The organism is Roseovarius sp. (assembly GCF_040223625.1).
GTDB lineage: Bacteria > Pseudomonadota > Alphaproteobacteria > Rhodobacterales > Rhodobacteraceae > Roseovarius.
Window position 1 is genome coordinate 1 of sequence record NZ_JAVKFX010000013.1, and the last position, 23,712, is coordinate 23,712.

Consider the following 23,712-nt stretch of genomic DNA (forward strand, 5'->3'; position numbering starts at 1 on the left):
GGGATCAGTCGGGTCCGTCGGATCGGTCGGGTCCGTGGGATCGGTCGGGTCCGTCGGATCGGTCGGGTCCGTGGGATCGGTCGGGTCCGTGGGATCAGTCGGGTCCGTGGGATCGGTCGGGTCCGTCGGATCGGTCGGGTCCGTCGGATCGGTCGGGTCCGTAGGATCAGTCGGGTCCGTCGGATCGGTCGGGTCCGTCGGATCGGTCGGGTCCGTCGGGTCCGTCGGATCGGTCGGGTCCGTAGGATCCGTCGGGTCCGTGGGATCGGTCGGGTCCGTGGGATCGGGCGGGTCCGTGGGATCGGTCGGGTCCGTGGGATCGGTCGGGTCCGTCGGATCGGTCGGGTCCGTCGGATCGGTCGGGTCCGTGGGATCGGTCGGGAAAGGGAATCCCGTTCCACCTCCGCCACTGCTGCCACCGCCGCCCGTCAGGAGCAGGCCGCCCCCGATCAGGGCTGCAGCGCCGGCTGCCAGGGCTTCGTCGTTTTCGCCGAACATGGCACCCGCGCCCGAATCGGATGTGCCGCCGTCTTCAGCCAGCGTACCCTCGCCTTCTGCCGTGTTGCCGAAACTGTACGGCCCGTCGATCAGGGTAACCGTACTTTTCTGGCCATCCGCGCCCTGAACGAAGAAGTCTCGAATGACGACCTCGTCGCCATTGACTTTCTTGACGATCAGATCGTCGCCAACGCGAACGAACCTCTCCACCTCTTCCCTGGTCAGGCTAAGGTTAAATTCCTTCGGCCTGTCGGCCGTCAACACAAGTCTCGCCATCTGTTGTTACCTCGTCAGAATGTTGTTCTCTGCGGCAGGAGATCGGGGGCAGGCATTGCCGGCCGGACCCAGCCAAGTGAATCGTCGGTCTTCAGGCCTTTCCCTCGCACTGCCCCCGATCTTCCTTTCGGCAACACCGCCGAAATTCCAGTCTTTCGCTACCACGCATCACTTTAGTGGAGAGCATACAGCCTTAAGTATGTATTGCCGACTTTTGGTCGCCTGTGTCAACGAAACAGATCGGGGAACCGACAGGTTTCCGCGGAAAAACATTTAAGTCATTGAAATATATAAAACATATATGCCACTGTGGGGGAGTTGTTCCTCGGGGGGCTTCGCAACATTTCCCGTGGAAACAGGCCACTGATCACAAATCGAAAACTATCCTCGAAAAAGTGGCTTCCCATGCTGATCGATTTGCCTATGACACGTACCCCAAAAGCGAATCCCCGCTTACAGGGTGGCCCTTCCCGAAAGGTCCGCTAGACTATCAGAATGCAGGACTTGTTTGGCGATCCGAGATGTCGGTCTGATAAAATGGTTACGATGCAGGAACCTACTGGTATGACGCACGACCATACGAAAGATACGGGGTCGGACCAAACCTCCCATTCGCGGGCGATTGCCGCTCATGACATTCGAAACGAGCTGCAGACCATTCTGGCAATCAGCGACCTGATGGTCGAGGAGTCCAGCATGGACACGCTGTCGGCAACGCGGATCGGACAGGCCGCCGAGCGGGCGCTGACATTGGTGAACGGCATTCTTACCGCCACGCGTGCCGCGCATGACAGTACAAGAGACGCCCTGACGGCATTCCGCATCGCCGCGCGCGTGGCCGAGATTGCGGACCGGATGACCCCTCTGGCCGCCAGGAATGGGAATGATATTGCGCTCGAGGTGACAGCCCCCGACAGAGCCGTGATGGGCCGGATCGACCTGATCGACACGATCGTTCAGAACCTGCTGAGCAACGCCATCAAGTTCACCTCGAACGGCACAATTCGGGTCGTTCTGCACGACGATACCGCCCCGGGCGGGCAGGACAGCACCATCACGCTGTCGGTCGAGGACACCGGACAGGGAATGTCTCAGGACGCGCTTGCGCACTTGTTCGAACCTTATGGGAACGGCCGGGCCGACATCGCCAAGCCGAAAGGGTTTGGCATCGGCACCTACGCGATCGGCGAGGCCGTCAAGGCACTGGGGGGAACCCTCGACGTCGAAAGCACGGTCGGGGTAGGGTCACGTTTCACCATCACGTTTTCGATGCCGATCGCCGAGGCCGAAGAAGTCGAGGACCGCTCGCAGCCCGGGCAAGATGCCGGCGCATCGATGATGAACGCGCGGGTCCTGGTTGTCGACGACAATCCGGTGAACCTCGACCTGTTCGTGAAATCATTGTCAGGCCGGGTGGCGCTCGTCACCCCGGCCTCGAGCGGCGCCGCCGCCCTGGAATGCGTGCGGACCTCGGATGTTGCCTATGACCTTGTTCTGGCCGACCTCAACATGCCGGAAACGGATGGCTTTGCGCTTGCAATCGAACTCGCCCGCTTGGGGAACATGGCGCCCTGTCGGATCGCGGCTCTGACGGCCGATACCGATGAAGAGTGCCGGCTCGCATGCGAGGCGATCGGCACGACGTCGATCATTCAGAAACCGGTTCGCCCGGAAAAGCTTCGTGAGCGTGTGCGCGAAATCATCGGCGCTTGTGCAAGCCAGGGTTTCACCGGACCGCGCGACCTGCTGAACGCGCGAGTTGCCGACGACCTGCGCGAGGAGTTCGGGACGCAAGCAGCCACGTCGATGATGCGCCGTGCTTTGGACGAAGCCGAGCGGCTGCATTCGAAGTTGTCGCAAGCAACCGACCATCCGCCGGATCGGTGCCTGATCCACTCTGCCATCGGCTCGGCAGGGATGACCGGGCTGGCCCGCGTCGATTTTGCGCTACGCGTGGTACAGGCAATATCGAAAATCAGGGAAACCGGCAGTGCGGCCTTCTCGGCGGCACTCGCCTTGTTGAAAGAGGAAATAACTCACACGAAAGAGGAGTTGCGTTAACGATCCGTTAATATCATTATGGTCGGTGTGCGCGCGGAAGAACAAAGCGTGACACTTGGCCGCACCGTGCTGGGACCAGTACAGTGTAGGCAGTGGAACTTTGTCCGACATAGTGTGTTAAGGTTCATCCCCGTCACTTGACTTAGATCACATCCAAGGAAATTGCCGGCTCGTTAACAGTCGAATGTAGCCGGTAAGTGAAGTGTGAAAAATGAACAACGCCCTGAATGGAAAGATCCGCATACTCGTTGCGGATGACCATGACATGATACTCGAAATGATCGAGATGTTTCTGGCTCAGACCGGAGATTTCGAGATACATACCGCGCTTTCACTGACGGGCGCGCTGGACGAGATTAAGCAGAACGGCGCTTTCGATGTCGTGCTGCTCGACTTCATCATGCCGGGCATGAAGGGGGTTCTGGGCCTCGAAAAAGCGATCAAGGCGAATGACGGCAAGCCGGTCGCCATCATTACCGGCAACCCTTCGGGCAGGAATGTAAACGATATCGTCAGCGCGGGCGCGGCCGGCATCGTGCTGAAGACAACACCCATGCGAACCCTTGCCAATGCGCTCCGCTTCATGGCTGCGGGGGAGCAGTACATCCCTCGCGAAGTCACCATAGACCGCGAACAGGCGCTCGATGACGCGAATGCGCTTCTGTCCAGGAAAGAGTCCGAGGTCTTGTCGCATCTCGTCGAAGGTCTGTCGAACCGCGAGATTGGCGAGGCCCTGAAGCTGGCCGAGCCGACGATCAAAATGCATGTCCGTTCCATCTGCGCCAAGCTGGAAGCGAAGAACCGGACACAGGCTGTTCTTCGATCGAAAGAGCTTGGGCTGTACTGAGGTTGCCATGATACATTGGCGCGGGACATGTGACCCGGGCCTTGTGACGGGTCGCACGTTGGTAGCAGCCGAGACATCGTTTCGGCAGCACAGGCCGACTTACGACGGTATGATCTTGCGCGTTTTGCCCATTTGATGTTCCTTGTCGTCAACGAGATCACGCACAGGGGCCGCGATGACAAGCCGCGACGACATCAAGGGGTTGACCTTCGACGTTCTGAAATCGCGGGCCAGAAAATATGCCGCCGAGAAAGAGCACCTGAAAGCGGCCGTCGCCTACGATATGGCGGGACAGCTGCAACCGGACAGCGACGCCAAGCTGTTTCAGGCGATCCAGTTGAAACACGCCGGGGAGATCGAGAAATCAGCCACGGCGTACAAGCTGTTCCTTCAAAAAAAGCCCGATCACTTCGACGGATGGTGCAGCTACGGCGTCATGATGAAACAGAACGAGCGCTACGAGGAGGCTGTCGAAGCGCTCGAAAAGGCGTTGGCGCTGAAGGAAGACGCCGCAGCCCGCAACGCCTTCGTCACTTCACTCTGGCGTTTGGGCCGGTATGACGAGGCAACGCGAGAGGGCATGATCAACCTCAGGCTCAAGGACAGGATTGCCTTCGAACGGTTCGGTGCCTCCCCCTTCAAGGATGTCGCTCTGCAGGATCGGAGGCCGACATTCGCCCCGGATCGGCCCACACGAAACATCATTGCCTTTTCGCTGTGGGGGGACGATCCGACCTACGTATCCGGGGCTATCGTGAACGCCCAGATTGCCCCGCACATCTACGTGGGTTGGACGGCCCGGTTTTACTGTGACGAGACCGTCCCGGAGGATGCGCGCGCCGAACTGCAGAAGTACGGGGCGCAGGTCGTTCTCCTGCAGGAGCCGGAGTTTCAGAAGATCCGGCCGATGTGGCGATTTCTGGCATCCGACGATCCGAACGTCGACTATTTCGTCTGTCGCGATGCGGACTCCCGATTGAACGTACAGGAATTCCTCGCCGTGGACGAATGGCTGAGGTCCGGCAAACGGTTCCACGTCATGCGAGACCATATATATCACATGGAACTCATTCTCGCAGGAATGTGGGGCGGGGTGGCAGGCGTGCTGCCAAACATGCGGGAGAGCCTGAGCAGGGCCACGAACTATTTCGATAACCGCTTCGGCGATCAGGCGTTTCTGATGGACGTGGTGTGGCCCATGGTCAAGGCGGACCTATGCACGCACGACAGCGTTTACGGGTTTCCCGACGGTGGCGATTTCCCCGGCGAGTACCGACTTCCCGGCATGATTCACGTCGGCGGGGCGGTCAAGTCGATGAAACACTGGCGATCGGCCTGAACCAGTCGTTTGGCGGCGGGCCCGATGGTGCGCGTCGGCGAGATAAGCAATTGTGTCATTGTTTACGGATCGCGGACACAGATGTTCCGGATTGGGGCGGCAATCATGTTTTTGGATGTAAGTATGTGTGATACATACCTTAGTATGTATAACGGACTAAAGATAACCCATCGGAGGCCGCACCATGGTTCTTGAAATTTTCCTCGCCGCCGCTGTCATAGGTACAATCACAGGAAACTCGGCCCTGCGCCAGATCAAGCAATACCGCAGCTGGTCAGAGCGACTGCAAGCCATGAACGCGAGCGCCTGAAGCGTTCCGCGAAACCCGTGGCACGGCAGTGTCGGAGGGATGCGCATGCGAGCGCACTTCGCCACCCCCTACCCTGCCGGGATGAGCAGACCCAATCGCTTTGGTACTTTCGAGTACCCGAGAATCAATTCCCCTGAGAGGCACTCGGTTCTGCCGCCTCAAACGCGCCGTCACCAGCTCGCGTCGCGTGTCATCTGAACAGAAGTTCCAGGACCGCAAAACCCCCAAGCAGGACCATGCCGGTGACAAATGCGGCCGAGAACAGGGTAAGGAGCAGCCCTGCCGCGAACCAGCACCCGTCGCGCTCGCTCAGGCCGAGCGCTAGCATGATGATCGACAATGCCGGAAGTCCATTGGCAAAGGGGATCGGAAGAAAGAGGAACACGGCAAGGATCAGGGTCGCGACGCCGATGAGGCGCTCGGCCAGCAGGTAGGAGCTCGGCCACCAGCGAGGGCGCGCGAGACGTTCGATGCGTTCGACACATGGCACGGAAACCGCGACGATCCGCTCGAACGACGTGCGCTCGATGGCGCGGTCGGCGACGAAACGCGGAAGCCACACGTCCGGTCGTCCGAGGACCAGTTGCACGGCAAGGAACATCAGCGGCACCGCGGTGAAGACCGACGAGCCGGGGATGAAGAGAAAGACGTTCGGGGCCGCGAAGATCACCATGAGCGGTGCGAAGCTGCGGTCGCGAAGGGCGCTGACGATGTCGCCAATCGAGACCCGTGCACGTTCTCCTGCCGAAAGGTCTCGCAGCACCTCGGACAGCTTCCGGCCAGGTCGGCGGTTCAGAAGAGATGTCGGGGCATCCATACCAGTCATTCTGACTGCACAGGTTTGGCCGATGCGGGCTCTGGCTGGCGGGTTTTCCAAAGCGACAGTGCGATGCCACCGATCAACAGCGTCGCGGTAACACCGAGGGAAATCACGGCAGGCAGCTTCTCGATCCCCAGAAGCTCCGCTCCGATCACCTTGGCGCCGATCAGGACCAGAACCAGCGATACGGCGGTTTTCAGGTAGACGAAGCGGTGCATCATGGCCGACAGCGCAAAGTAGAGCGCCCGCAGGCCGAGAATGGCGAAAATGTTCGAGGTGTAGACAATGTAGGGATCCGTCGTGATCGCAAAGATGGCGGGAATCGAGTCGACTGCGAAGATCACGTCAGCCAGTTCGACCATGACCAGCGCCAGAAAGAGCGGCGTGACAAAGAGCGCGCTGGTCCCCGTGGCACCAATTGGCTGCCGCACGAAGAACCGTCCGCCGAACAGCCCGGCGGTCACGTTGAACCGACGCCGCATGACGCGAAGGATCGGGTTTTGGGCCACGTCATACTCCGTGTCCCCGTCGCGCAGCATCTTGACACCGGTGAAGATCAGGAACGCTGCGAAGATCAGGAGAACCCACTCGAACCGCTCGACCACCGCCGCGCCGACGCCGATCATGATGCCGCGCAGGATGATTACGCCGAGAATGCCATAGACAAGGACCCTGTGCTGATAGGCACGCGGCACCCCGAAATAGGCAAATATCATCGCGATGACGAAGATGTTGTCCATCGCGAGGCTTTTCTCGACGACAAACCCGGTAAGGTAAAGAAGTGCGGCCCTCTCCCCCATGACCTGCCAGATCCAGAGTGAGAACAGGAGGCCGATACTTACGTAAAAGGCCGACAGAGCCAGGCTTTCACGCACACCGATCTCGTGGTCTTTCCGATGCAGCACGCCAAGATCGAAGACCAGGAGCGCGACGACGAGGGTCAGGAACAGGGCCCAGCTCCAAAGCGGTTTCCCGAGAAAGTCGAGCGTCAGCAGATCCAAGGTCAAGCTCCAGAATTGACCCGCTCGCAGAGGCGGTCAGAGACGGCAACCCTTTTGGGTCGGCGCAAGATCGGAACCCGAGCCCACGTCAAATGGGATTGGTCGTAATTCGGACAAGCCCTCTGCCGAAACAATATTTTTTCAGCGATCTATTGAACGGCAGATCGGCAGTACAGATTTCTGCCGGGCCCGCCGCAGACCATCCACGGCCGCCCTTTTGCGCCCGCGTCTTGCATCCTTCGACGGACGGTCGTTACGCGCCGGCCATTCGGGGCGCCTGAGGATTTATCTTGAAGATACCAGTCTGGCGGTTGGTCGCTTACATGATCGTCATCCTGATCGGGTTGGCGATCGCCCTTCCGAGCTTCCTACCGCGCGGGACCGCTCGCACGCTTTCCGACTGGCTACCAGACCGCCCTGTTTCACTCGGGCTCGACCTGCGCGGCGGCGCATCGCTGACGCTCAGGGCCGACGAAGCGGCTCTCGCCGATGAAATGCTGGCCGATGCGCGCGCCGAGATTGGCGAGGCGCTTGAAACCGACGGCCTTGCGGCCCGATTGGCGATCGAGGGCCGGGAATTGGTGATCGGCCCGCGCGAGGAGGGTAGGCCGTTATCCGCGCTCAGTTCCACGGTCGAGGGCGCAATCCCCACCTTCCGACACGGCACGCTCGGCGCTTCGGAGCCCGCGTTCACGATTGTCGAGACTGAGGCTGGCATGCTGCGCCTAACGCTGCGCGATGCGGCGCTGGAGGCCGCGCAAGCGGATGCCATGGCCCAGAGCATCGAGGTCGTGCGCAAGCGCGTGGACGAGGCTGGCGTAGCGGAACCCTCGATCCAGCGACTTGGAACGGACCGCATCCTGGTACAGATGCCGGGCGTGAGCGATCCATCCGCCTTGCGTGCGCTGCTCGGCAGCACGGCGCAATTGACGTTCCATCGATTGGCGCCTGATCCGGGCGATGGGGCCCCGCTCGGGGCCGATGCCCTCCGGCTGTCGATGGCCGATGGCTCAGGTTCTGTCGTGGTCGAGGCGCAACCCGCACTGGACGGAAAGCGGCTTGCCGATGCCTCCGCGGCGTTCAATCCCGAGACCGGCGCACCAGTGGTGCATTTCCGCTTCGACACCCAGGGAGCCGTCGTTTTCGGAGAATTGACCCAAGCGCTCGTCGGCAAGCCTTTCGCCATCGTGCTTGACGGCGAGGTGCTGAGCGCACCCGTCATTCGTGAACCGATCCTTGGCGGGTCGGGGGAAATCAGCGGCGACTTCTCGGTCGAGGAAACGACGACGCTATCGGCGCTGCTGCGGGCGGGCGCGCTTCCCGTGCCGCTGGAAGTCATCGAGGAACGTACCGTCGGTGCCGACCTGGGCACCGATGCAATCGCGGATGGGCTCTGGACGGGGCTGGCCGGCTTTGGCCTCGTCGCGACGGTCTTGATCCTGATCTATGGCGGTTGGGGTGTCGTTGCCACCGGCGCGCTGCTCCTGAACGTCGTCCTGACGATCGCCGCGCTGACTGTTTTGGGCGCCACGCTGACCCTGCCGGGCATCGCGGGCCTGATCCTCGGCATGGGCCTTGCCGTGGATGCGAACGTCCTCGTCAACGAACGCATCCGCGAGGAGACCGCCCGCGGCAAGCGCGCGGCCTCGGCCGTTCAGGCCGGTTTCGACCGTGCCTACCGCGCTATTCTCGACTCGAACCTGACCACGCTCATTGCAACGGCACTGCTCTTCTGGCTCGGCTCGGGACCGGTCCAGGGCTTTGCGGTGACAATGGGCCTTGGCATTCTGATATCGCTCTTCACCGCCGTCACGGTGGTGCGCTCAGCCATGGACATCTACCTGCGCATCCGCAAGCCGAAGACCTTCGATATCAAGGCGCCGCTCGGGTTCCTGCGCTCTAAAACGACGCCTGCGTTCCGCTTCATGCGGTTGCGCTTCGCGGGGCTGGGCCTTTCGGCCCTCCTCTCGATCGCCTCGCTCGTCCTCTTCGTTGCCCCTGGCCTCAATTACGGCGTCGATTTTCGTGGCGGCACTCTGGTCGAGGCGCATTTCAGCACTGCACCCGACATGGCGAGCATCCGAACCTCGGTCGAGGCCTTGGACCTCGGCGACGTGTCGCTTCAGCAATCCGACGGCGACCGAAGCCTGCTGATCCGGGTCGAAGAACAGCCGGGCGGTGAAGCTGCACAGACCCGTGCCGCCGACATGGTGCGCGCTGCGGTCACTGCCGAAGCGCCGGACGCCAGTTTCGAGCGCGTCGAGATCGTCGGCCCACGGGTGAGCGCCGAGCTTGCCGTCGCCGGCATCCTGGCGGTGGGCGCCGCGAGCGTCGCGATGCTGATCTACATCTGGGCGCGGTTCGACTGGCCCTTCGCCGTGGGCGCCATCGCGACGCTGGTCCTCGACATCACGAAAACTGTCGGTTTCTTTGCCCTGACGGGGCTCGACTTCGGGCTCACCGCCATCGCGGCGCTGCTGACGCTCATCGGCTATTCGGTCAACGACAAGGTGGTGGTTTACGACCGGATGCGTGAGAATATCGATCTCTACCCGACCATGCCGCTCCGCGAACTGATCGATCTTTCGATCAACCAGACCCTTGCGCGGTCGCTCTATACCTCCGTCACGGCACTTGTTGCGATGCTGCCGATGGCGATCTGGGGCGGTACGGCAGTGCAGAGCTTCGCGATCCCCATGGTCTTCGGCATCGTCATAGCTGCCGGCTCGTCCGTTTTCATCGCAGCGCCCATCCTGCTCTTCCTCGGCGATTGGCGGTCGCGCAAATCCACCGGCGCGACAGCGTCGGCCGCAGAACGCTTCCCGACCTGACCACAATTTGCCTCAGCATACTCCTCGATCCACATCTCGTTCAGCGCGGAGTGCCGCCGCCACTCATGGCCCAACTTCAAATTGAACGGCGCCACTACTCTCGCCAAGTGTCGCGATCGTTGCACCGCAACGGCGCGCCCTCGCCCTGGCTGCCACGCCGGTTATGCCTGGTGCGCTTGAACCGTCCGATCTGCTGTGTTCCGGCCGTTGGCGTGTCCGCGGGCTCCTTTCGCTTCGAAAATGCTTGTTCAAATGGCATAATCGGTCGATTCTATCGTCAGAACGCAGCCACCTGAGGAATGTCCGCCAAGAGCACACCAATCCGCGGGCACTAATGCCCCGCCTGACCCGCAACCGAACCAGAGAAAGGCCCTACAGATGTCACGTAACACTTCCCTGCTCCTGTCCTGCCTTATCGTGCTTGCCGCGCCTGCCGGGGCCGAAGTGCTGTCGAACACCAATCCCAGCATCCGCAACAACCTGTGCGTCGGGCTGGATTGCGACGTCAGCGAAAGCTTCAATGGCAATTTCAACCAATTGGAAATCAAGGCGAACAGCACACGTCTCGTGTTTGAAGATACATCATCCAGCTCGGGCTTTCCCACAGTCGACTGGGCGATCCAGGCCAATGACAGGTTTACCAGTGGCGAGGATCAGCTAATGTTCGTCGACCTCGGAACCGGCGCCGAAATCCTGACGATCAAGTCCGGCGCGCCGACCTCGACGATGGTTCTGGACGATACCGGCCGGGTGAGCCTCGGAACCGAATTGCCCCTGGCCGATCTGCATGTGGTCTCCAACGACACCGCAAAGATCCGACTGGAGGAAACCATTTCCGGCGCCGACTGGGAAGTCTCCGTCGGCAATACCGGCATCGGCTTTTACGAGCGCAATGCCACCTCCTTCCCGTTCTTCGTGGAAAACAACGCGCCGAACGGCGCGTTCTGGATCGAGGATACCGGCAATGTCGGCGTGGGCACCAGCAACCCCGCTGCGCCGCTGCATGTCGTGGACAGCGCCAGTTTCAGTTTCTTCCGGATCACGGCAACCGGGGCGGCTACCAACGATTCGGTCGACGTGGTCTTTACCGAGGGGCCGCTGGGCACCGGGCAGCTGCGCTACAACATCGTCGACGGCGACAACCAGGAAATGTCGCTAGATGCCAGCGGCAACATGATCCTCGCGGGCACGCTGACCACCCACGGCCCGGCCTGTGATGCCGGTTGCGACCGGGTGTTCACCGAGCGGCAGATCATCCCCGCGAAAGACTATGCGGCCCGAATGTGGGCCGATGGCCATCTGCCACATGTGGGGCCAACCGGGCCAAACGCCCCCTTCAACATGACGGAAAAGATGGGCGGGATGCTGAACGCGCTGGAGCACGCGCACATCTATATCGAAGACCTGCACCAGCAGAACGCAGCGCAAGGGGCGCAGATCGCGCAGATGAAGGCTGACCACGACCGCCAAATAGCGGCGCTGACCGCGATGGTCGAAGACCTCGCGAGAAAAGTGGCGGTCGACTGAACCGGACGCGCATTTGACAAGGCAGGCCTTGGCCATGGTGCCAGAGGCACCCGGGCTTGTGGGCAGTTGATCCAGTCCATGCCGCGCCCGGATGGCAAGAAATTACCCGTCTAAGCGGTTAAGATCCTACCTGAAAATCCATCCGCCTGGCGAGGATGCTCTACGTCCTGTTCCCGTTGTCACTCAGGATGGTGACACGGGTTGGATCTTGTCCGACAGCACCATCGGCCTGGATCGACTAGGCCCACTTTCGTTCCCGCTCCGGTCACTTGGCATCGCCGCTCTTGTAGATCGGTTCGGCAGTGAATTTGCCGCCCTGGTAGACGCTTTCGGGGGCGTTCCTTGGCGGACACGGAGCGGCGGCTTCGATTTCGGCGCGGAAGTCTTCGGAATTGTCCTTGGGCCGCCAGCCGATCAGCCGCGCGGTTTCGGTGTTCCACCAGCCTTCGTCATTGTCTGACACGCCCCAGATGATCGGGCATCCCAGCATGGGGACACGGAACACGCATTCGATCAAGCTGACGAAATCATCGGGCGACATCCACGTGGCCAGCATCCGCCGGTCCCGTGGTTTTTCAAAGCACGATCCGATGCGGATCAGCGCGGTCTCCTGCCCAAACTTGGAGTGATAGAGCGAGGCCATCGCCTCTCCGAAACATTTGGAGACGCCGTACAGACCATCGGGCTTCTGCGGGGCGGTGGTGTCGATCACCTCGTCCTGACGGTAGTAGCCGATGGCGTGATTGGACGAAGCAAACAGGATGCGCGGCATCCCGTGGGCGCGTGCGGCCTCGTACAGGTTGTAGACACCGGTGATATTGCCGCGCTGGATCTGCTTCCACGGCCGTTCGACCGAGACGCCGCCCAGATGCAGGATGCCGTCGCAATCCCTGACCAGATCATGCACTGCGGCCTCGTCCCCCAGATCGCAGGTCACGGTCTCTTCGCCCGGTCCGGCGGGCCCAAGATCCTCGATATCGGACAGGCGCAGCACGTCGGCCATATGGCCCAGGCGCGCCCGCGCCAGCCGGCCAAGGTTTCCGGCCGCGCCGGTGATGAGCAGTCGTTTCAAAGCGTCAGCTCCTTACTTCAACAGGTTGGGAAGGGTCATCGAGAAGGCCGGTACATAGGTCACCAGCAACAGCGCGAAGAGGATCGCACAGTAGAACGGCCAGATCGTGCGCACCGCCTGCTCGATCCGGATGCCGCCGACCACGCATCCGACAAAGAGGCATGCCCCGACAGGCGGTGTACAGAGCCCAAGGCCGAGGTTCATCATCATGATGACGCCGAACTGGGCCGGATCCATGCCGAGCCCCGTGACCACCGGCAGGAAGATCGGCGTGCAGATCAGGATCAGCGCGGCCATATCCATCACCATGCCCAGAACCAGCAGCGTCAAGTTCAGAAGCAGCAGGATCACGATCGGGTTCGACGAGATCGAGGTGACGAATTCAGCGAGGTTGTCCGGCACCCGGTACAGAGCGAGCAGGTAGGCAAAGGAAGATGCGGTAGCCACGAGGATCATCACGAGTGCGGTCGTGCGCACCGCCGACCGGACGGCCAGCTTGAAGCCGGGCCAGCTGAGTTCCCGGTAGACGATAGTGGTTACCAAGATCGCCCAGATTGCTCCGAAGGCACCGGATTCCGTCACGGTCATGACTCCCGACAGCACGCCGCCGACAATGATCACCGCGGTCATCAGACCGGGGATCGCGGCAGCAAAACTGATCAGAAGGGCGTGCCAGCCGGGAAACTCCTCGGACGGATAGCCGCGGCGCACGGCGATGTACCAGGCGACGACGCCAAGACACAGGCACATCAGGATGCCCGGCACGATCCCCGCCAGGAACAGCTGCGATACGGACACGCCCCCCGCCGCGACCGCATAGAGTATCATGTTGTGCGACGGCGGAATGACCACCCCCGCGACCGAGGATGTGACGGTCACATTGACCGCATAATCCGCGTCATACCCCTTCTCCTTCATGACAGGCATCAGGATCGACCCGAGCGCCGAGGTGTCCGCAACCGCGGATCCGGAGATACCGCCGAACAGCATGGAGGAGGTGACGTTCACCACGCCCAAGCCGCCGCGCGATTTCCCCACGACCGAGGCCGCAAGCCGTACCAGGCGGGCCGCGATACCCCCCTGCATCATCAGTTCGCCGGCGAAAATGAAGAACGGGATGGCCAGCAGGGAAAAGACAGAGATGCCCGACATGATCCTCTGAAATCCGATGAACAGCGGCAGGCCTTCGAAAAGGAACCCTCCCACCGTGGCGAGGCCGAGGGCAAAGGCAACCGGCATGCCCGAGATCAGGCCAAGGGCAAAGATGCCGAAAAGGATAAACAGGCCCATTCAGTGCTCCGTTGTGTCTTGGCCACGCAGCAGCATTGCGAGGTGATAGAGGGAATACGACGCGCTCAGCACACCGCAGATCGCCATTGGCACCGCGCGCCAGCCCTCCGCGATGGCCAGCATCGGGATGCGGCGCCGCCATGTCTTCTCAGCCAACTCAAACCCGTACCAAGCCAGGTAGACGGCAAAGATCAGCACGCCGATCAAGGCCAGCCAGCGCAGGGGGATTCGGAAGATCGGCGGCAACATTTCACGGACAAAGTTGATGGACAGATGCGCCTTGTTCCAGACGCCGGCGGCGCCGCCGAGGAAGGTGATCCAGACGACCAGAAGAAGTGCGGCCTGCTCCACCCAGGTCGGGGTATCGTTCAGGATATACCGCCCGAAGACGAGCCAACCGAAGATCAGGATCAGCGTGACCAGTTGAATCCCCGCGATCGTGATGCAGATCCGGGCGGTCAGGTCGAGAAACCGGAAGATCGGGTCGCGTTGGTCAGGTGATGTGTCAGAAATCATCCGGGGCTCCGAACATGAATACCCCGGCCGCGATCCGGCCGGGGTACGATGGCTGACGTCAGCTGCTGGACTGGATGTCCTTGATCAGATCTTCCAGGTCCGGGTTGGCCTCGATGAAGCCTTCGTAGACTGGCCCCATGGCGTCCTGGAACGCTGCGGGATCCTTGACCTCGTTGATCTTCACACCGGCCGCTTCGACCTTTTCGCGGCTTTTCAACTCGCGCTCGGCCCAAAGCTCGCGCTGTTCCTGCGCGGCGTTGACGGCGGCCTCCTTCACGATGGCCTTGTCCTCTTCCGACAGGCTGTCCCAAGTCGCGGTCGACACGCAGAGACATTCGGGGATGATCAGGTGGTTGGTAATCGAATAGTACTTCGCCACTTCGTAGTCGTTCGAGCTGTCGTAGGAGGGATAATTGTTCTCCGCACCGTCGATCACGCCTGTCTTCAGGGACTGGTAGACTTCGCCATAGGCCATGGGGGTGGCGTTGCCGCCAAGCATGTCGACCATCTGAACATAGAGGTCGTTGTTCATGACGCGGAACTTCATGCCCTCGACGTCTTCGGGGGTCTCGATTGCCTGCTTGGTATTGTAGAAGGACCGCGATCCGCTGTCGAACCAGGACAGCGCAACCAGCCCCTCTTCGGCCAGCGCGTCCGAGAACCGCTCGCCGATTTCGCCGTCCATAACGACATGCATGTGATCGACGTCCTTGAAGATGAAGGGCAGCGACAGGACGTTTGTTGCCGACACGATCTGACCCATGGGGCCCATGTTGAAGTTGGCGAAATCCAGCCCACCGTTGCGGACCTGTTCGATGGCGTCCGGCTGATCGCCCAGAACCCCGTTGTGATAGACCTGCGGCTCGACCCTGCCATCGGTTTTTTCGGCCACTTCCTTCGCAAAGCTCTCAAGGGCGATGGAGTTGGGGTAATCTTCGGGGTGGATGTTCCAGCCGCGCCAGGACTCGGCAAAGGCAGGAACAGCGGTCAGGGCTGCGATGGCGCCGCTCAGGGCGATCCGGGTGAATGTCATTTTCTCCTCCCATTTGGTCAGGCGGATTGGCCGCCGGCACCGGAGGTATGAAGAATCATCATACAAATTGTCAACACATAAGATGCATCTGGCGAATATTTGACAAATTGTCCGAAATTCAGCTTATGGTCACTGACGGGAAGGATCATGGCATGACAAAGACTCCACTCAAAAACACTTCATCTGGCGGCAGGCGCAATCTGGTGTCCGAAGTTACCGCCGGGCTGCGCGGTCGGATCGAAAGCGGTGAGTTCGAAGTGGGGGATCGCCTTCCTTCGGAAGCTCAACTTACCGAGGCGTTTTCGGTATCGCGTACCGTTGTTCGCGAAGCGATCGCCGCACTGCGCGCGGATGGATTGGTTGAGCCGCGTCAAGGTGCCGGTGTCTTTGTACAAGAGCCCTCGGCCAGCATTCAACGCTCCTTTCAGATCGTCGATATGGACAAGATTTCCTCAATTGTAGAGATGCTTGAGTTCCGAACGGCCGTCGAGATGGAGGCTGCGGCGCTGGCTGCCACGCGTCGATCTCCCGCCCAGGAAGAAGAAATCTACGAAGCCGAGGCCGAGATCCGCGCGCTGGCCCAGAGGGGCGAGGCCACGACTGAAGCCGATTTCCGCCTGCACCGGGCCATCGCCACGGCCGCCAACAACCCGCGCTTTGCGGAATTCCTCGACCTGATGGGACAATCCGTGATCCCGCGCTCCGCGCTCAAGGCCCGCGGCGAACAGCGCAGCCCGGACAGCTACATCAATCTGATCTCGGACGAGCATCGCGCAATCGCCGATGCGATTGCAGCCGGTGACGCGGAGGCGGCACGGGATGCGATGCGGCGTCACCTGAAGGGAAGCCAGCAGAGATATCGGAACATGCTGCGCAGACCCTAAAATACATCATACAGATTGTTGACACTCATCTGGTGTCTCGGGTAGCTCTGGGGCCGAACCGAATACCGGAGAACATCATGGACCCGCAAAACCTCAAGACTTCACTGGGCTCAGGCCTTCTGTCCTTTCCCGTGACCCCTTTTGGCGCCGGTGGCGCCTTTGACCGTGCGGTCTATGAAGATCACGTCGGCTGGCTGTCGAGCTATCCCGCCGCGACGCTTTTTGCCGCCGGCGGCACGGGGGAGTTCTTTTCCCTCAAACCTTCCGAGATCCCGGAGATCGTGCAGGCCGCCAAAGCCAGCGCGGGCGATGTGCCGATCGTCTCGGGCTGCGGCTATGGCACCGAGCTCGCCGTCGAAATCGCGCAATCCGCCGAGAAGGCCGGCGCCGACGGCATTCTGCTGATCCCGCACTACCTGATCGACGCACCGCAGGAGGGACTTTACGCTCACGTCAAGAGGGTCTGTGACTCGATCGGGATCGGGGTCATGGTCTATAATCGCGACAATTCCATCCTGATGCCCGACACGCTGGCGCGCCTCTGCGACGACTGCCCCAACCTGATCGGGTTCAAGGACGGGTCGGGCGATATCGGGCTGGTCCGGCAAGTGACGGCAAAAATGGGCGACAGGCTGATGTATCTGGGCGGGATGCCGACGGCCGAGCTGTTTGCCGAAGCCTATCTGGGCGCGGGCTTCAGCACGTATTCCTCGGCAGTGTTCAACTTTGTTCCCGGCCTTGCCGTCGAATTCTACGATGCTTTGCGCGCCGGCAACCGCAGCCGTTGCGAAGAGATCCTGAACGAGTTCTTCTATCCCTTCATGGCGATCCGCAACCGCTGCAAGGGATATGCCGTATCCGCGATCAAGGCCGGCGTCCGTCTGCAGGGGTTCGAGGTCGGGCCAGTGCGGTCCCCGCTGACGGATCTGGACGAGGTGGAGACGGGCATGTTGGCGGAGCTGATTGCGCCGTACAAACGATGAAACCGGCACAGAAGATGAAGATCGAGGCCGTTCGCACTCACCTACTGGAACACCGGCTCGATACGGCGTTCGAAAGCGCCTCGATGCGGTTCGACCGTCGGCAACATCTACTGGTCGAGATCATCTGCGATGACGGCACGGTGGGCTGGGGCGAATGCCTTGGGCCGGCCAAGGCCAACCGTGCCGTGGTCGAGACCTATGCCAGCTGGCTGATCGGGATGGACGCGCTTGAGACCGAAAAGATCTGGGCCGTGCTTTACAATGCGATGCGCGATCAGGGCCAGCGCGGTCTGACCGTCACTGCGCTGTCGGGAATCGACGTGGCGCTGTGGGACATCAAGGGCAGGCACTTCGGTGTGCCGGTCTCGACCCTTCTGGGCGGACGGTTCCGCGACCATGTCCGCGCCTATGCCACCGGCGCCTTCAAGCGCGACGGCGTCGACCGGGCGGCCGACAATGCCGAAGAGGCCACGCGCCACCGCGCCGCCGGATTCCACGCCATGAAGATCAAGATCGGCTTTGGCTATGAGGAAGACATTGCCGTCATCCGCGCCGTGCGCGACGCCATGGGCCCGGACATGCGGCTGATGATCGACGGCAATCATGGCTTTGACACGCTCGAGGCGATCCGTGTTGGTCGCGCCGCCGCCGACTATGGCGTCGATTGGTTCGAGGAACCCGTGACCCCCGAACATCTGGCCGCCTATCGTGAAATCCGCGCGAAGCAGCCCATCCCGGTAGCGGGGGGCGAAACCTGGCACACAAGATGGGGGATGCGCGCGCCGGTGGAAACCCGCTGCGTCGATATCCTTCAGCCCGATCTCTGCGGGTGTGGCGGGTTCAGCGAGATGAAACGCATCGCCGATCTGGCCGCGCTGCACAATATCCGCGTGGTTCCCCATGTCTGGGGGACAGCGGTGCAGATCGCCGCCTCGCTTCAGTTCATTGCGGCAATGGTGCCCAACCCCGTCCGAGTGAACCCTGTCGAGCCGATACTGGAGTTCGACCGCACCGAAAACCCCTTCCGGCAGGCCGTCGTGATCCGTCCGATCGAGCACGAGGGCGGTGTGGTCGCCATCCCCGACGGCCCCGGCCTGGGGGTGGAGATCAACCGAGACGCCCTGCGCGACTTTGCCCCCAAGGAGGCCTGACCATGGATCGCAAACTGACCGGCGTCCCGCCCGCCATCCGCCTGCCCGAAGGGGCCATCGACACGCAATGCCACATGTATCTGCCCGGGTTCCCCGCCCTGCCCGGCGGGCCCGGGAATCCGCCCGATCCGTTGCCGACGCCGGACATGTACCTGCAGATGGCCGACTGGATCGGCATTTCCCGCATGGTGGTCACGCAAGGCAATGCGCAGCAGGGCGACAATTCGTGCCTTCTGGCATGTCTCGACCAGCTTGGTGACCGGGCCCGTGGTGTGGCCGTGATCGACCGCGACACGCCTCAGGCCGAACTCGACCGCCTGTCCGCTGCCGGCATCGTCGGCGCGCGGATCATGGACCTGCCGGGCGGGGCCGTCGGTCTCGAGCAACTGGAAGAGGTCGACGCCAAGGCCGCGAGCCAGGGCTGGGTTCTGGCGGTACAGTTCGACGGTTCGGACATTCTCGACCATGAACAGCGCCTTGCCGGTCTGAAAAGCAACTGGATCTTGGATCATCACGGCAAGTTCTTTAAAGGCGCCACCCCCGAAAATGCGCAGGCGGATGCCCTGCGACGCCTGATCGACGGTGGCCGCTGCTGGTACAAGCTGGCGGGCTGCTACGAAAGCTCCCGGTCCGGCGGTCCGGACTATGCCGACATTGCCGCCATGACCCGCGCCATGGCCGCCCATGCGCCGGATCGGCTGATCTGGGGCACCAACTGGCCGCACAACCTGGCGAAGACCTCGGCGGATTATCCCGACGACGCGGATTTGACAGATACAGTACTGGGCTGGCTGGACGAGGATACGATGCTACGCACGGTTCGCGACACGCCAGCGGCGCTTTTCGGGTTCTGAAACCCTACGATCCGCTTGAGTGCTACGGTTCGACCATCTTCCGAGGAGGTTGTCGTTGGTACATTCGATGGGACGACGGACGTTTCTCGGCCGAGGCACCAGCCGTGATGTGAATGGAGCGCCTTGGGAAAGGCGCTCCGTAGGTGCGGACTGACTTACTCGAAATTGTAGGGCACGCCGGCCTGGTTGATGACCGAGTTGTACTCGCGGAAGATGCCGACGATCTTCTCGTGAACTTCGCCTTCCTGGGCGATCTCGTCCCAGAATTCCTTTGCGGCGTTCTCGACCTCGGCCCACTCGGACGCGGGCACCGACCGCAGTTCCAGCTTGTCACCGTTAGCACGCAGCGCGGCCTCGCCGCCCCAATACCATTGGTTGCGATAGGTATGCCCGGCTTCGACCCCCGCCATGACGACGGATTTCAGGTGATCGGGCAGTTCGGCCCAACGCTCCTGATTGGCGAACCACGATCCGATCCAGGCGCCGGAGATATTGTTGGTCAGGAAGTAGTCGGTCACGTCGGCCCAGCCCACCGTGTAGTCTTCGGTGATGCCTGACCATGCCATGCCATCAAGCTCGCCGGTCTGTACGGCGACCTCGGCGTCCTCGTAGGGAATATTCACCGGTACCACACCGAACTTGGCAAGGAAGCGGCCGGCGGTCGGGAACGTATAGAGCTTCAGCCCGTCGAGATCGTCGACTGACGTGATTTCCTTCTTGGTATTGAAGTTACACGGGTCCTGTCCCGCCGCCGACAGCCATTGCACACCGACCTTGCCATATTCCTCGCGCCAGATATCGGCGAGGCCATACTGGTTGAACAGCACGGGCACGTCGAGGATATGCTTCGTGGCGAAGGGGAAATAGCCGCCGAAGACCCGGAGAGGGGTGGGAGACGCCATCGAGTCGTCATCCGAATGGACGCCGTCGATCGTGCCACGCTGCAACGCCTGGAAAAGTTCGCCGGTGGGAACGATCTGATCGGCATAGAACAGTTCGATCTCAAGCTCGCCGTTGGAATTGGCGTTGATATAATCGATGGCCGGTTTGGTCACCTGTTCGCCAAGGGCACTGCCGGCATAGGTCTGGAAGCGCCACTTGATCGCATTTTGCGCCTTGACGATTGCCGGCGTTGCCAGCGTCGCAGGCACAGCCACACCGGCCGCCCTCAAAAAATTGCGTCTGGTCGTCATCTTTAAACCCTCTCTGTTTGGTTCGCTTGTTCGTCCGCCCTGTGACCAAGGTCTCTTTAATTAATTTCCATAGACGTACCCCGGCAGCCACAGGGCGATTTCGGGGAAAATCATGATCGTCGTCAGTGCCACCACCATCACCAACACGAAAGGCAGGATCGAGGTGTAGATATCCTTCAGCGTGATTTCTGGCGGCGCCATCGCGCGCATCAGGAACAGGTTGTAGCCGAAGGGCGGCGTCATGTAGGCGATCTGCGTAGTGATCGTGTATAGCACACCATACCAGATCAGGTCGAAGCCCAAAGCCCCGACTAGCGGCACGTAGAGCGGCGCCACGATCACAAGCATGGCAGTGTCGTCAAGAAACGTGCCCATGATTATGAAAGACAGCTGCATCAGGATCAGGATCATCCAGGGGCTGAGGCCCATCTGTTCCGTGAATAGGCTCTCAATTGCCTTGACCGCACCCAGCCCGTCGAAGACCGAGCCGAACGCCAGCGCTGCCAGGATGATCCACATGAACATGCAGGAGATGCCGAGTGTCTTTCGTACCGATGTCTCGAACACCTGCCGGGTCATGCGGCCCTTGAGCACGGCCGCAAGCAAAGCGGCAATCGCGCCGATGGCCGAGGATTCCACCAGCGACGTCCAGCCGTTGACGAAAGGCACCATCATGGCGAAGAAGATGAAAAGCGGTAAGAACCCTGCCCCCAGTAGCCGGATCTTTTCGTCCATCGGGATATCGCGCTCTTCCTTGGGCAGGATCGGTCCGAGCTGAGGATTCAGGCGGCAGCGGATCACGATATAGATCACGAACATGCCCGCCATCATCAAGCCAGGCAGAACCCCGGCCAGCCAAAGCTGGCCCACCGGTTGTCGCGCAATCATGGCATACAGCACCAGCACGACCGAAGGTGGCACCAGAATGCCAAGCGAGGACCCGGCCTGTATTACCCCGGTCACCATCCGCTTGTCATACCCCCGTTTCAGCAGCTCGGGCAGCGCGATGGTCGCGCCGATGGCCATGCCCGCAACCGATAGCCCGTTCATGGCGGAGATCAGAACCATAAGCCCGATCGTGCCGACGGCCAGACCGCCCGAGAGCCCCCCCATCCACACATGGAACATGCGATAAAGATCATCGGCGATGCGGCTTTCGGACAGAATATAGCCCATGAAGATGAACATCGGCAGCGTCAGGAGCGGATACCAGTTCATCAGCTTGACTGCCGCCGAAAAGCCGAGGTCATACCCCCCCCTGTCGCCCCAGAGGAAGAACGCCGCGACCACGGCCACGAAACCGATGGCGCCGAATACACGCTGTCCCGTCAGCAGCATCAGCATCATCGAGGCGAACATCAGCGCGGCGATGGCTTCGTATGACATCAGGCGTTCGTCTCCGTGGCACCGGGGGCACTTTCGTCCACGTCTTTCGGCCCCATGTCATGCCCCTTGAGCCTGAGAATGTCCTTGAAGAATTCGCTGGTCGCCTGAAGCAGCATCAGGAAAATACCGAACACCATGATCGTCTTGATCGGCCACATATAGGGGCGCCATGCGCTGGAACTGCGCTCGCCGCCGTATTTGAAGGAATACATCAGGCTGTCCCATCCGCCCCAGAGCAGGAATGCCAGGTAGACGATCAGGAACAGCACGGTAAAGGCATCCGCCTGCGCCTTGCGCCGCTCGCTCCACTCGCCATAGAGAAGGTCCATGCGCACGTTCGAACCCATCTGGATCGAATAGGGCCCGCCGAGGATGAAATACGCGACCATCGCAAACTGCGCCATCTCGAGCGTCCAGAGCGAGGGGTTGATCTGCACGCCCAGATCGCTTCCGACCTTGGTGAAGGTCGACCACAGCAGGATCGCCATCATCACGAATATCCCGTACATCACGATGCGCCCGACCCAGCGGTTCATGCGATCGACCCACTTGACGTATGAGAACATCAACCCGGTCATGCGGATGCGGCCTGTAGGTCAGGAGAAGGGGTGAGCACTCCAACCAGGGGCTTTCGCGACAGGCTCCGAACCTTCATCTCGGCCCCCATGTCCAACACCTCATGAGAATAGCGATCATTCCCGGCCGGTCCGAGCGGGCTGAGGGCAGCAGGAAAGACGACGCTGGAAAGTTCGCAGGCAAGACAAGCCGGTACCTTCCCGCGCGCGTTCAAAACGGCCGCAGGCGATCCACCTTCAGCCGTCAGAATCCGGTATGGTTTCGATCCGCTCACACCGCCACTTTAGGGTTGGCCACGCAAAAGCTGTCAAGAAAATTATGTAGACGGCGCTACAACCCTTATTTACCCTGTAACAAACGCTTCAAGAGAGAGCGCAGGTGAGACATTCCAAAATCCTGAAGGATAGACTCAAGGACAAGGCCAGCAGACTCACCCCGGCTGAACGATTGCTGTCCGACACTCTTCTGAAGGATTACCCCATGTCCGGGCTGCAATCGATAACCAAGCTTGCGGAGGCCGCGGGCGTTTCGACCCCGAGTGTGATCAGGCTGGCGCGAAAACTGGGTTTCGACGGTTTCCCCGAAATGCAGGCTGCGCTGCGCGAAGAAGCGTCGGCCCAGATAAAGAAGCCTATCCTGAAGCGGGAGGGGTGGCCGGAGGGGCGAAAGGACTCCCCTGATTTCCGCAATTTCGCCGAAACGGTATTCGAGAATCTCGACCAGACGATCGCGCGGCTTGATCCTGCGACCTTCAACGCCCTGGCCAAGGCGCTGGCGGATACGCAACGCAACATCTATCTTCTGGGCGGTCGCATCACGCGATCGAACGCAGATTACTTCTTCAACCATCTGCAGATCATACGACCCGGCGTTACGCTGCTGTCTCAATCTCCGAATGTCTGGCCACAATATCTTATCGACATGGGCCCAAGCTCGGTTCTCGTGATCTTCGACATTCGCCGTTACGAGGCCGATCTTGCGCGGCTTGCGGATCTGGCCAAGCAAAGGGGCGTCGTTATCGTCCTGTTCACCGACCAATGGGGTTCGCCTATCTCCACATCGGCGGACCACGTGATCAACGCGATGGTCGAGGTGCCTTCCAGTTGGGACTCGACGCTTGGCATAAATCTGATCGTGGAGGCGTTGATCGCAGCCATTCAGACACAACGTCTGGAAAAGGCGCGCGACCGGATCGAAGCACTGGAGGACATGTTCCGCTCCACCTGCATATTCCGCAAGTGAACCTTCCGCAGGTCGCGAGGGC

Annotated in this window: 21 protein-coding genes; 11 read left to right on the forward strand and 10 right to left on the reverse strand. The window is 61.0% G+C overall.

The window, feature by feature from the left end:
• On the reverse strand, nt 1-774 hold a 774-nt coding region (locus RLN94_RS03650; protein WP_502949477.1), incomplete at its 3' end, for a BapA/Bap/LapF family prefix-like domain-containing protein.
• A gap of 564 nt (nt 775-1,338) precedes the next feature.
• Here RLN94_RS03650 and RLN94_RS03655 point away from each other — a divergent pair.
• The 4 genes from RLN94_RS03655 to RLN94_RS03670 all read left to right on the forward strand — a co-directional run bounded on the left by RLN94_RS03655 (nt 1,339) and on the right by RLN94_RS03670 (nt 5,331).
• Nucleotides 1,339-2,835, forward strand: coding sequence for an ATP-binding response regulator (locus tag RLN94_RS03655; protein ID WP_350132034.1), 1,497 nt, complete (start codon nt 1,339-1,341; stop codon nt 2,833-2,835).
• A gap of 211 nt (nt 2,836-3,046) precedes the next feature.
• Nucleotides 3,047-3,682, forward strand: coding sequence for a LuxR C-terminal-related transcriptional regulator (locus RLN94_RS03660; RefSeq protein ID WP_350132037.1), 636 nt, complete (start codon nt 3,047-3,049; stop codon nt 3,680-3,682).
• Between the two features lie 175 nt (nt 3,683-3,857).
• Complete coding sequence (locus RLN94_RS03665; protein ID WP_350132040.1) at nt 3,858-5,021, forward strand: hypothetical protein; 1,164 nt, start codon at nt 3,858-3,860, stop codon at nt 5,019-5,021.
• Between the two features lie 184 nt (nt 5,022-5,205).
• A complete protein-coding gene (locus RLN94_RS03670) occupies nt 5,206-5,331 on the forward strand; it encodes a hypothetical protein (RefSeq protein ID WP_350132043.1) in 126 nt (41 codons plus the stop codon).
• A gap of 190 nt (nt 5,332-5,521) precedes the next feature.
• Here the strand turns inward: RLN94_RS03670 and RLN94_RS03675 are convergent, their stop codons facing one another.
• Together RLN94_RS03675 and RLN94_RS03680 are read right to left on the reverse strand one after the other, a co-directional pair.
• Nucleotides 5,522-6,148, reverse strand: a complete 627-nt coding sequence (locus tag RLN94_RS03675; RefSeq protein WP_350132046.1) for an exopolysaccharide biosynthesis protein — start codon at nt 6,146-6,148, stop codon at nt 5,522-5,524.
• A gap of 5 nt (nt 6,149-6,153) precedes the next feature.
• On the reverse strand, nt 6,154-7,152 hold the full coding sequence (locus RLN94_RS03680) for a TerC family protein (RefSeq protein ID WP_350132049.1): 999 nt from the start codon (nt 7,150-7,152) through the stop codon (nt 6,154-6,156).
• A gap of 311 nt (nt 7,153-7,463) precedes the next feature.
• Here RLN94_RS03680 and secD point away from each other — a divergent pair, with 311 nt between their 5' ends.
• Nucleotides 7,464-9,983, forward strand: a complete 2,520-nt coding sequence (secD, locus tag RLN94_RS03685) for a protein translocase subunit SecD (protein ID WP_350132567.1) — start codon at nt 7,464-7,466, stop codon at nt 9,981-9,983.
• Nucleotides 9,984-10,427: 444 nt separating this feature from the next.
• On the forward strand, nt 10,428-11,510 hold the full coding sequence (locus RLN94_RS03690) for a hypothetical protein (protein ID WP_350158482.1): 1,083 nt from the start codon (nt 10,428-10,430) through the stop codon (nt 11,508-11,510).
• Between the two features lie 265 nt (nt 11,511-11,775).
• Here RLN94_RS03690 and RLN94_RS03695 read toward each other — a convergent pair whose 3' ends face one another.
• The 4 genes from RLN94_RS03695 to RLN94_RS03710 are packed head-to-tail and all read right to left on the reverse strand — an operon-like array spanning nt 11,776 to nt 15,421.
• Nucleotides 11,776-12,582: an NAD-dependent epimerase/dehydratase family protein gene (locus RLN94_RS03695; protein WP_350132055.1), complete on the reverse strand. Its 807-nt coding sequence runs from the start codon at nt 12,580-12,582 to the stop codon at nt 11,776-11,778.
• 12 nt (nt 12,583-12,594) lie between these two features.
• A complete protein-coding gene (locus RLN94_RS03700; protein ID WP_350132058.1) occupies nt 12,595-13,872 on the reverse strand; it encodes a TRAP transporter large permease in 1,278 nt (425 codons plus the stop codon).
• On the reverse strand, nt 13,873-14,388 hold the full coding sequence (locus RLN94_RS03705; RefSeq protein WP_350132061.1) for a TRAP transporter small permease: 516 nt from the start codon (nt 14,386-14,388) through the stop codon (nt 13,873-13,875).
• A 58-nt stretch (nt 14,389-14,446) separates the two neighbouring features.
• Complete coding sequence (locus RLN94_RS03710; RefSeq protein ID WP_350132063.1) at nt 14,447-15,421, reverse strand: TRAP transporter substrate-binding protein; 975 nt, start codon at nt 15,419-15,421, stop codon at nt 14,447-14,449.
• Nucleotides 15,422-15,573: 152 nt separating this feature from the next.
• On the opposite strand from RLN94_RS03710, the gene RLN94_RS03715 reads away from it, so the two are divergent.
• The 4 genes from RLN94_RS03715 to RLN94_RS03730 all read left to right on the forward strand — a co-directional run bounded on the left by RLN94_RS03715 (nt 15,574) and on the right by RLN94_RS03730 (nt 19,293).
• The gene (locus RLN94_RS03715) at nt 15,574-16,305 is read left to right on the forward strand and encodes a FadR/GntR family transcriptional regulator (RefSeq protein ID WP_350132065.1); all 732 of its coding nucleotides are present in this window, start codon (nt 15,574-15,576) and stop codon (nt 16,303-16,305) included.
• Between the two features lie 77 nt (nt 16,306-16,382).
• Nucleotides 16,383-17,288 (forward strand): 5-dehydro-4-deoxyglucarate dehydratase, encoded by a 906-nt coding sequence (kdgD, locus tag RLN94_RS03720; RefSeq protein ID WP_350132068.1) that lies wholly within the window; start codon nt 16,383-16,385, stop codon nt 17,286-17,288.
• Entirely contained in the window at nt 17,285-18,439 is a 1,155-nt protein-coding gene (locus tag RLN94_RS03725) for a mandelate racemase/muconate lactonizing enzyme family protein (protein ID WP_350132071.1), read from the forward strand. Before kdgD ends, RLN94_RS03725 begins: the two co-directional genes overlap by 4 nt.
• 2 nt (nt 18,440-18,441) lie before the next feature.
• Nucleotides 18,442-19,293, forward strand: coding sequence for an amidohydrolase family protein (locus tag RLN94_RS03730; protein ID WP_350132074.1), 852 nt, complete (start codon nt 18,442-18,444; stop codon nt 19,291-19,293).
• Nucleotides 19,294-19,448: 155 nt separating this feature from the next.
• Here RLN94_RS03730 and RLN94_RS03735 read toward each other — a convergent pair whose 3' ends face one another.
• From RLN94_RS03735 to RLN94_RS03745, 3 genes are read right to left on the reverse strand one after another with little or no spacing between them, the layout of a single operon-like run.
• Entirely contained in the window at nt 19,449-20,486 is a 1,038-nt protein-coding gene (locus RLN94_RS03735) for a TRAP transporter substrate-binding protein (RefSeq protein WP_350132077.1), read from the reverse strand.
• A 60-nt stretch (nt 20,487-20,546) separates the two neighbouring features.
• On the reverse strand, nt 20,547-21,872 hold the full coding sequence (locus RLN94_RS03740; RefSeq protein ID WP_350132079.1) for a TRAP transporter large permease: 1,326 nt from the start codon (nt 21,870-21,872) through the stop codon (nt 20,547-20,549).
• Complete coding sequence (locus tag RLN94_RS03745) at nt 21,872-22,450, reverse strand: TRAP transporter small permease subunit (RefSeq protein WP_350132082.1); 579 nt, start codon at nt 22,448-22,450, stop codon at nt 21,872-21,874. The genes RLN94_RS03740 and RLN94_RS03745 overlap by 1 nt, the downstream gene beginning before the upstream one ends.
• A gap of 376 nt (nt 22,451-22,826) precedes the next feature.
• Here RLN94_RS03745 and RLN94_RS03750 point away from each other — a divergent pair, with 376 nt between their 5' ends.
• Entirely contained in the window at nt 22,827-23,690 is an 864-nt protein-coding gene (locus tag RLN94_RS03750; RefSeq protein WP_350132085.1) for a MurR/RpiR family transcriptional regulator, read from the forward strand.
• The last annotated feature ends 22 nt before the right edge of the window (nt 23,691-23,712 follow it).

What these genes read in the sequence shown, in the direction of transcription:
- RLN94_RS03655 (WP_350132034.1), top strand. Translation starts at nt 1,339, where the DNA reads ATGACGCACGACCATACGAAAGATACGGGGTCGGACCAAACCTCCCAT.
- RLN94_RS03660 (WP_350132037.1), top strand. Translation starts at nt 3,047, where the DNA reads ATGAACAACGCCCTGAATGGAAAGATCCGCATACTCGTTGCGGATGAC.
- RLN94_RS03665 (WP_350132040.1), top strand. Translation starts at nt 3,858, where the DNA reads ATGACAAGCCGCGACGACATCAAGGGGTTGACCTTCGACGTTCTGAAA.
- RLN94_RS03670 (WP_350132043.1), top strand. Translation starts at nt 5,206, where the DNA reads ATGGTTCTTGAAATTTTCCTCGCCGCCGCTGTCATAGGTACAATCACA.
- RLN94_RS03675 (WP_350132046.1), bottom strand. Translation starts at nt 6,148, where the DNA reads ATGGATGCCCCGACATCTCTTCTGAACCGCCGACCTGGCCGGAAGCTG.
- RLN94_RS03700 (WP_350132058.1), bottom strand. Translation starts at nt 13,872, where the DNA reads ATGGGCCTGTTTATCCTTTTCGGCATCTTTGCCCTTGGCCTGATCTCG.
- RLN94_RS03705 (WP_350132061.1), bottom strand. Translation starts at nt 14,388, where the DNA reads ATGATTTCTGACACATCACCTGACCAACGCGACCCGATCTTCCGGTTT.
- RLN94_RS03710 (WP_350132063.1), bottom strand. Translation starts at nt 15,421, where the DNA reads ATGACATTCACCCGGATCGCCCTGAGCGGCGCCATCGCAGCCCTGACC.
- RLN94_RS03715 (WP_350132065.1), top strand. Translation starts at nt 15,574, where the DNA reads ATGACAAAGACTCCACTCAAAAACACTTCATCTGGCGGCAGGCGCAAT.
- kdgD (WP_350132068.1), top strand. Translation starts at nt 16,383, where the DNA reads ATGGACCCGCAAAACCTCAAGACTTCACTGGGCTCAGGCCTTCTGTCC.
- RLN94_RS03725 (WP_350132071.1), top strand. Translation starts at nt 17,285, where the DNA reads ATGAAACCGGCACAGAAGATGAAGATCGAGGCCGTTCGCACTCACCTA.
- RLN94_RS03730 (WP_350132074.1), top strand. Translation starts at nt 18,442, where the DNA reads ATGGATCGCAAACTGACCGGCGTCCCGCCCGCCATCCGCCTGCCCGAA.
- RLN94_RS03735 (WP_350132077.1), bottom strand. Translation starts at nt 20,486, where the DNA reads ATGACGACCAGACGCAATTTTTTGAGGGCGGCCGGTGTGGCTGTGCCT.
- RLN94_RS03740 (WP_350132079.1), bottom strand. Translation starts at nt 21,872, where the DNA reads ATGTCATACGAAGCCATCGCCGCGCTGATGTTCGCCTCGATGATGCTG.
- RLN94_RS03745 (WP_350132082.1), bottom strand. Translation starts at nt 22,450, where the DNA reads ATGACCGGGTTGATGTTCTCATACGTCAAGTGGGTCGATCGCATGAAC.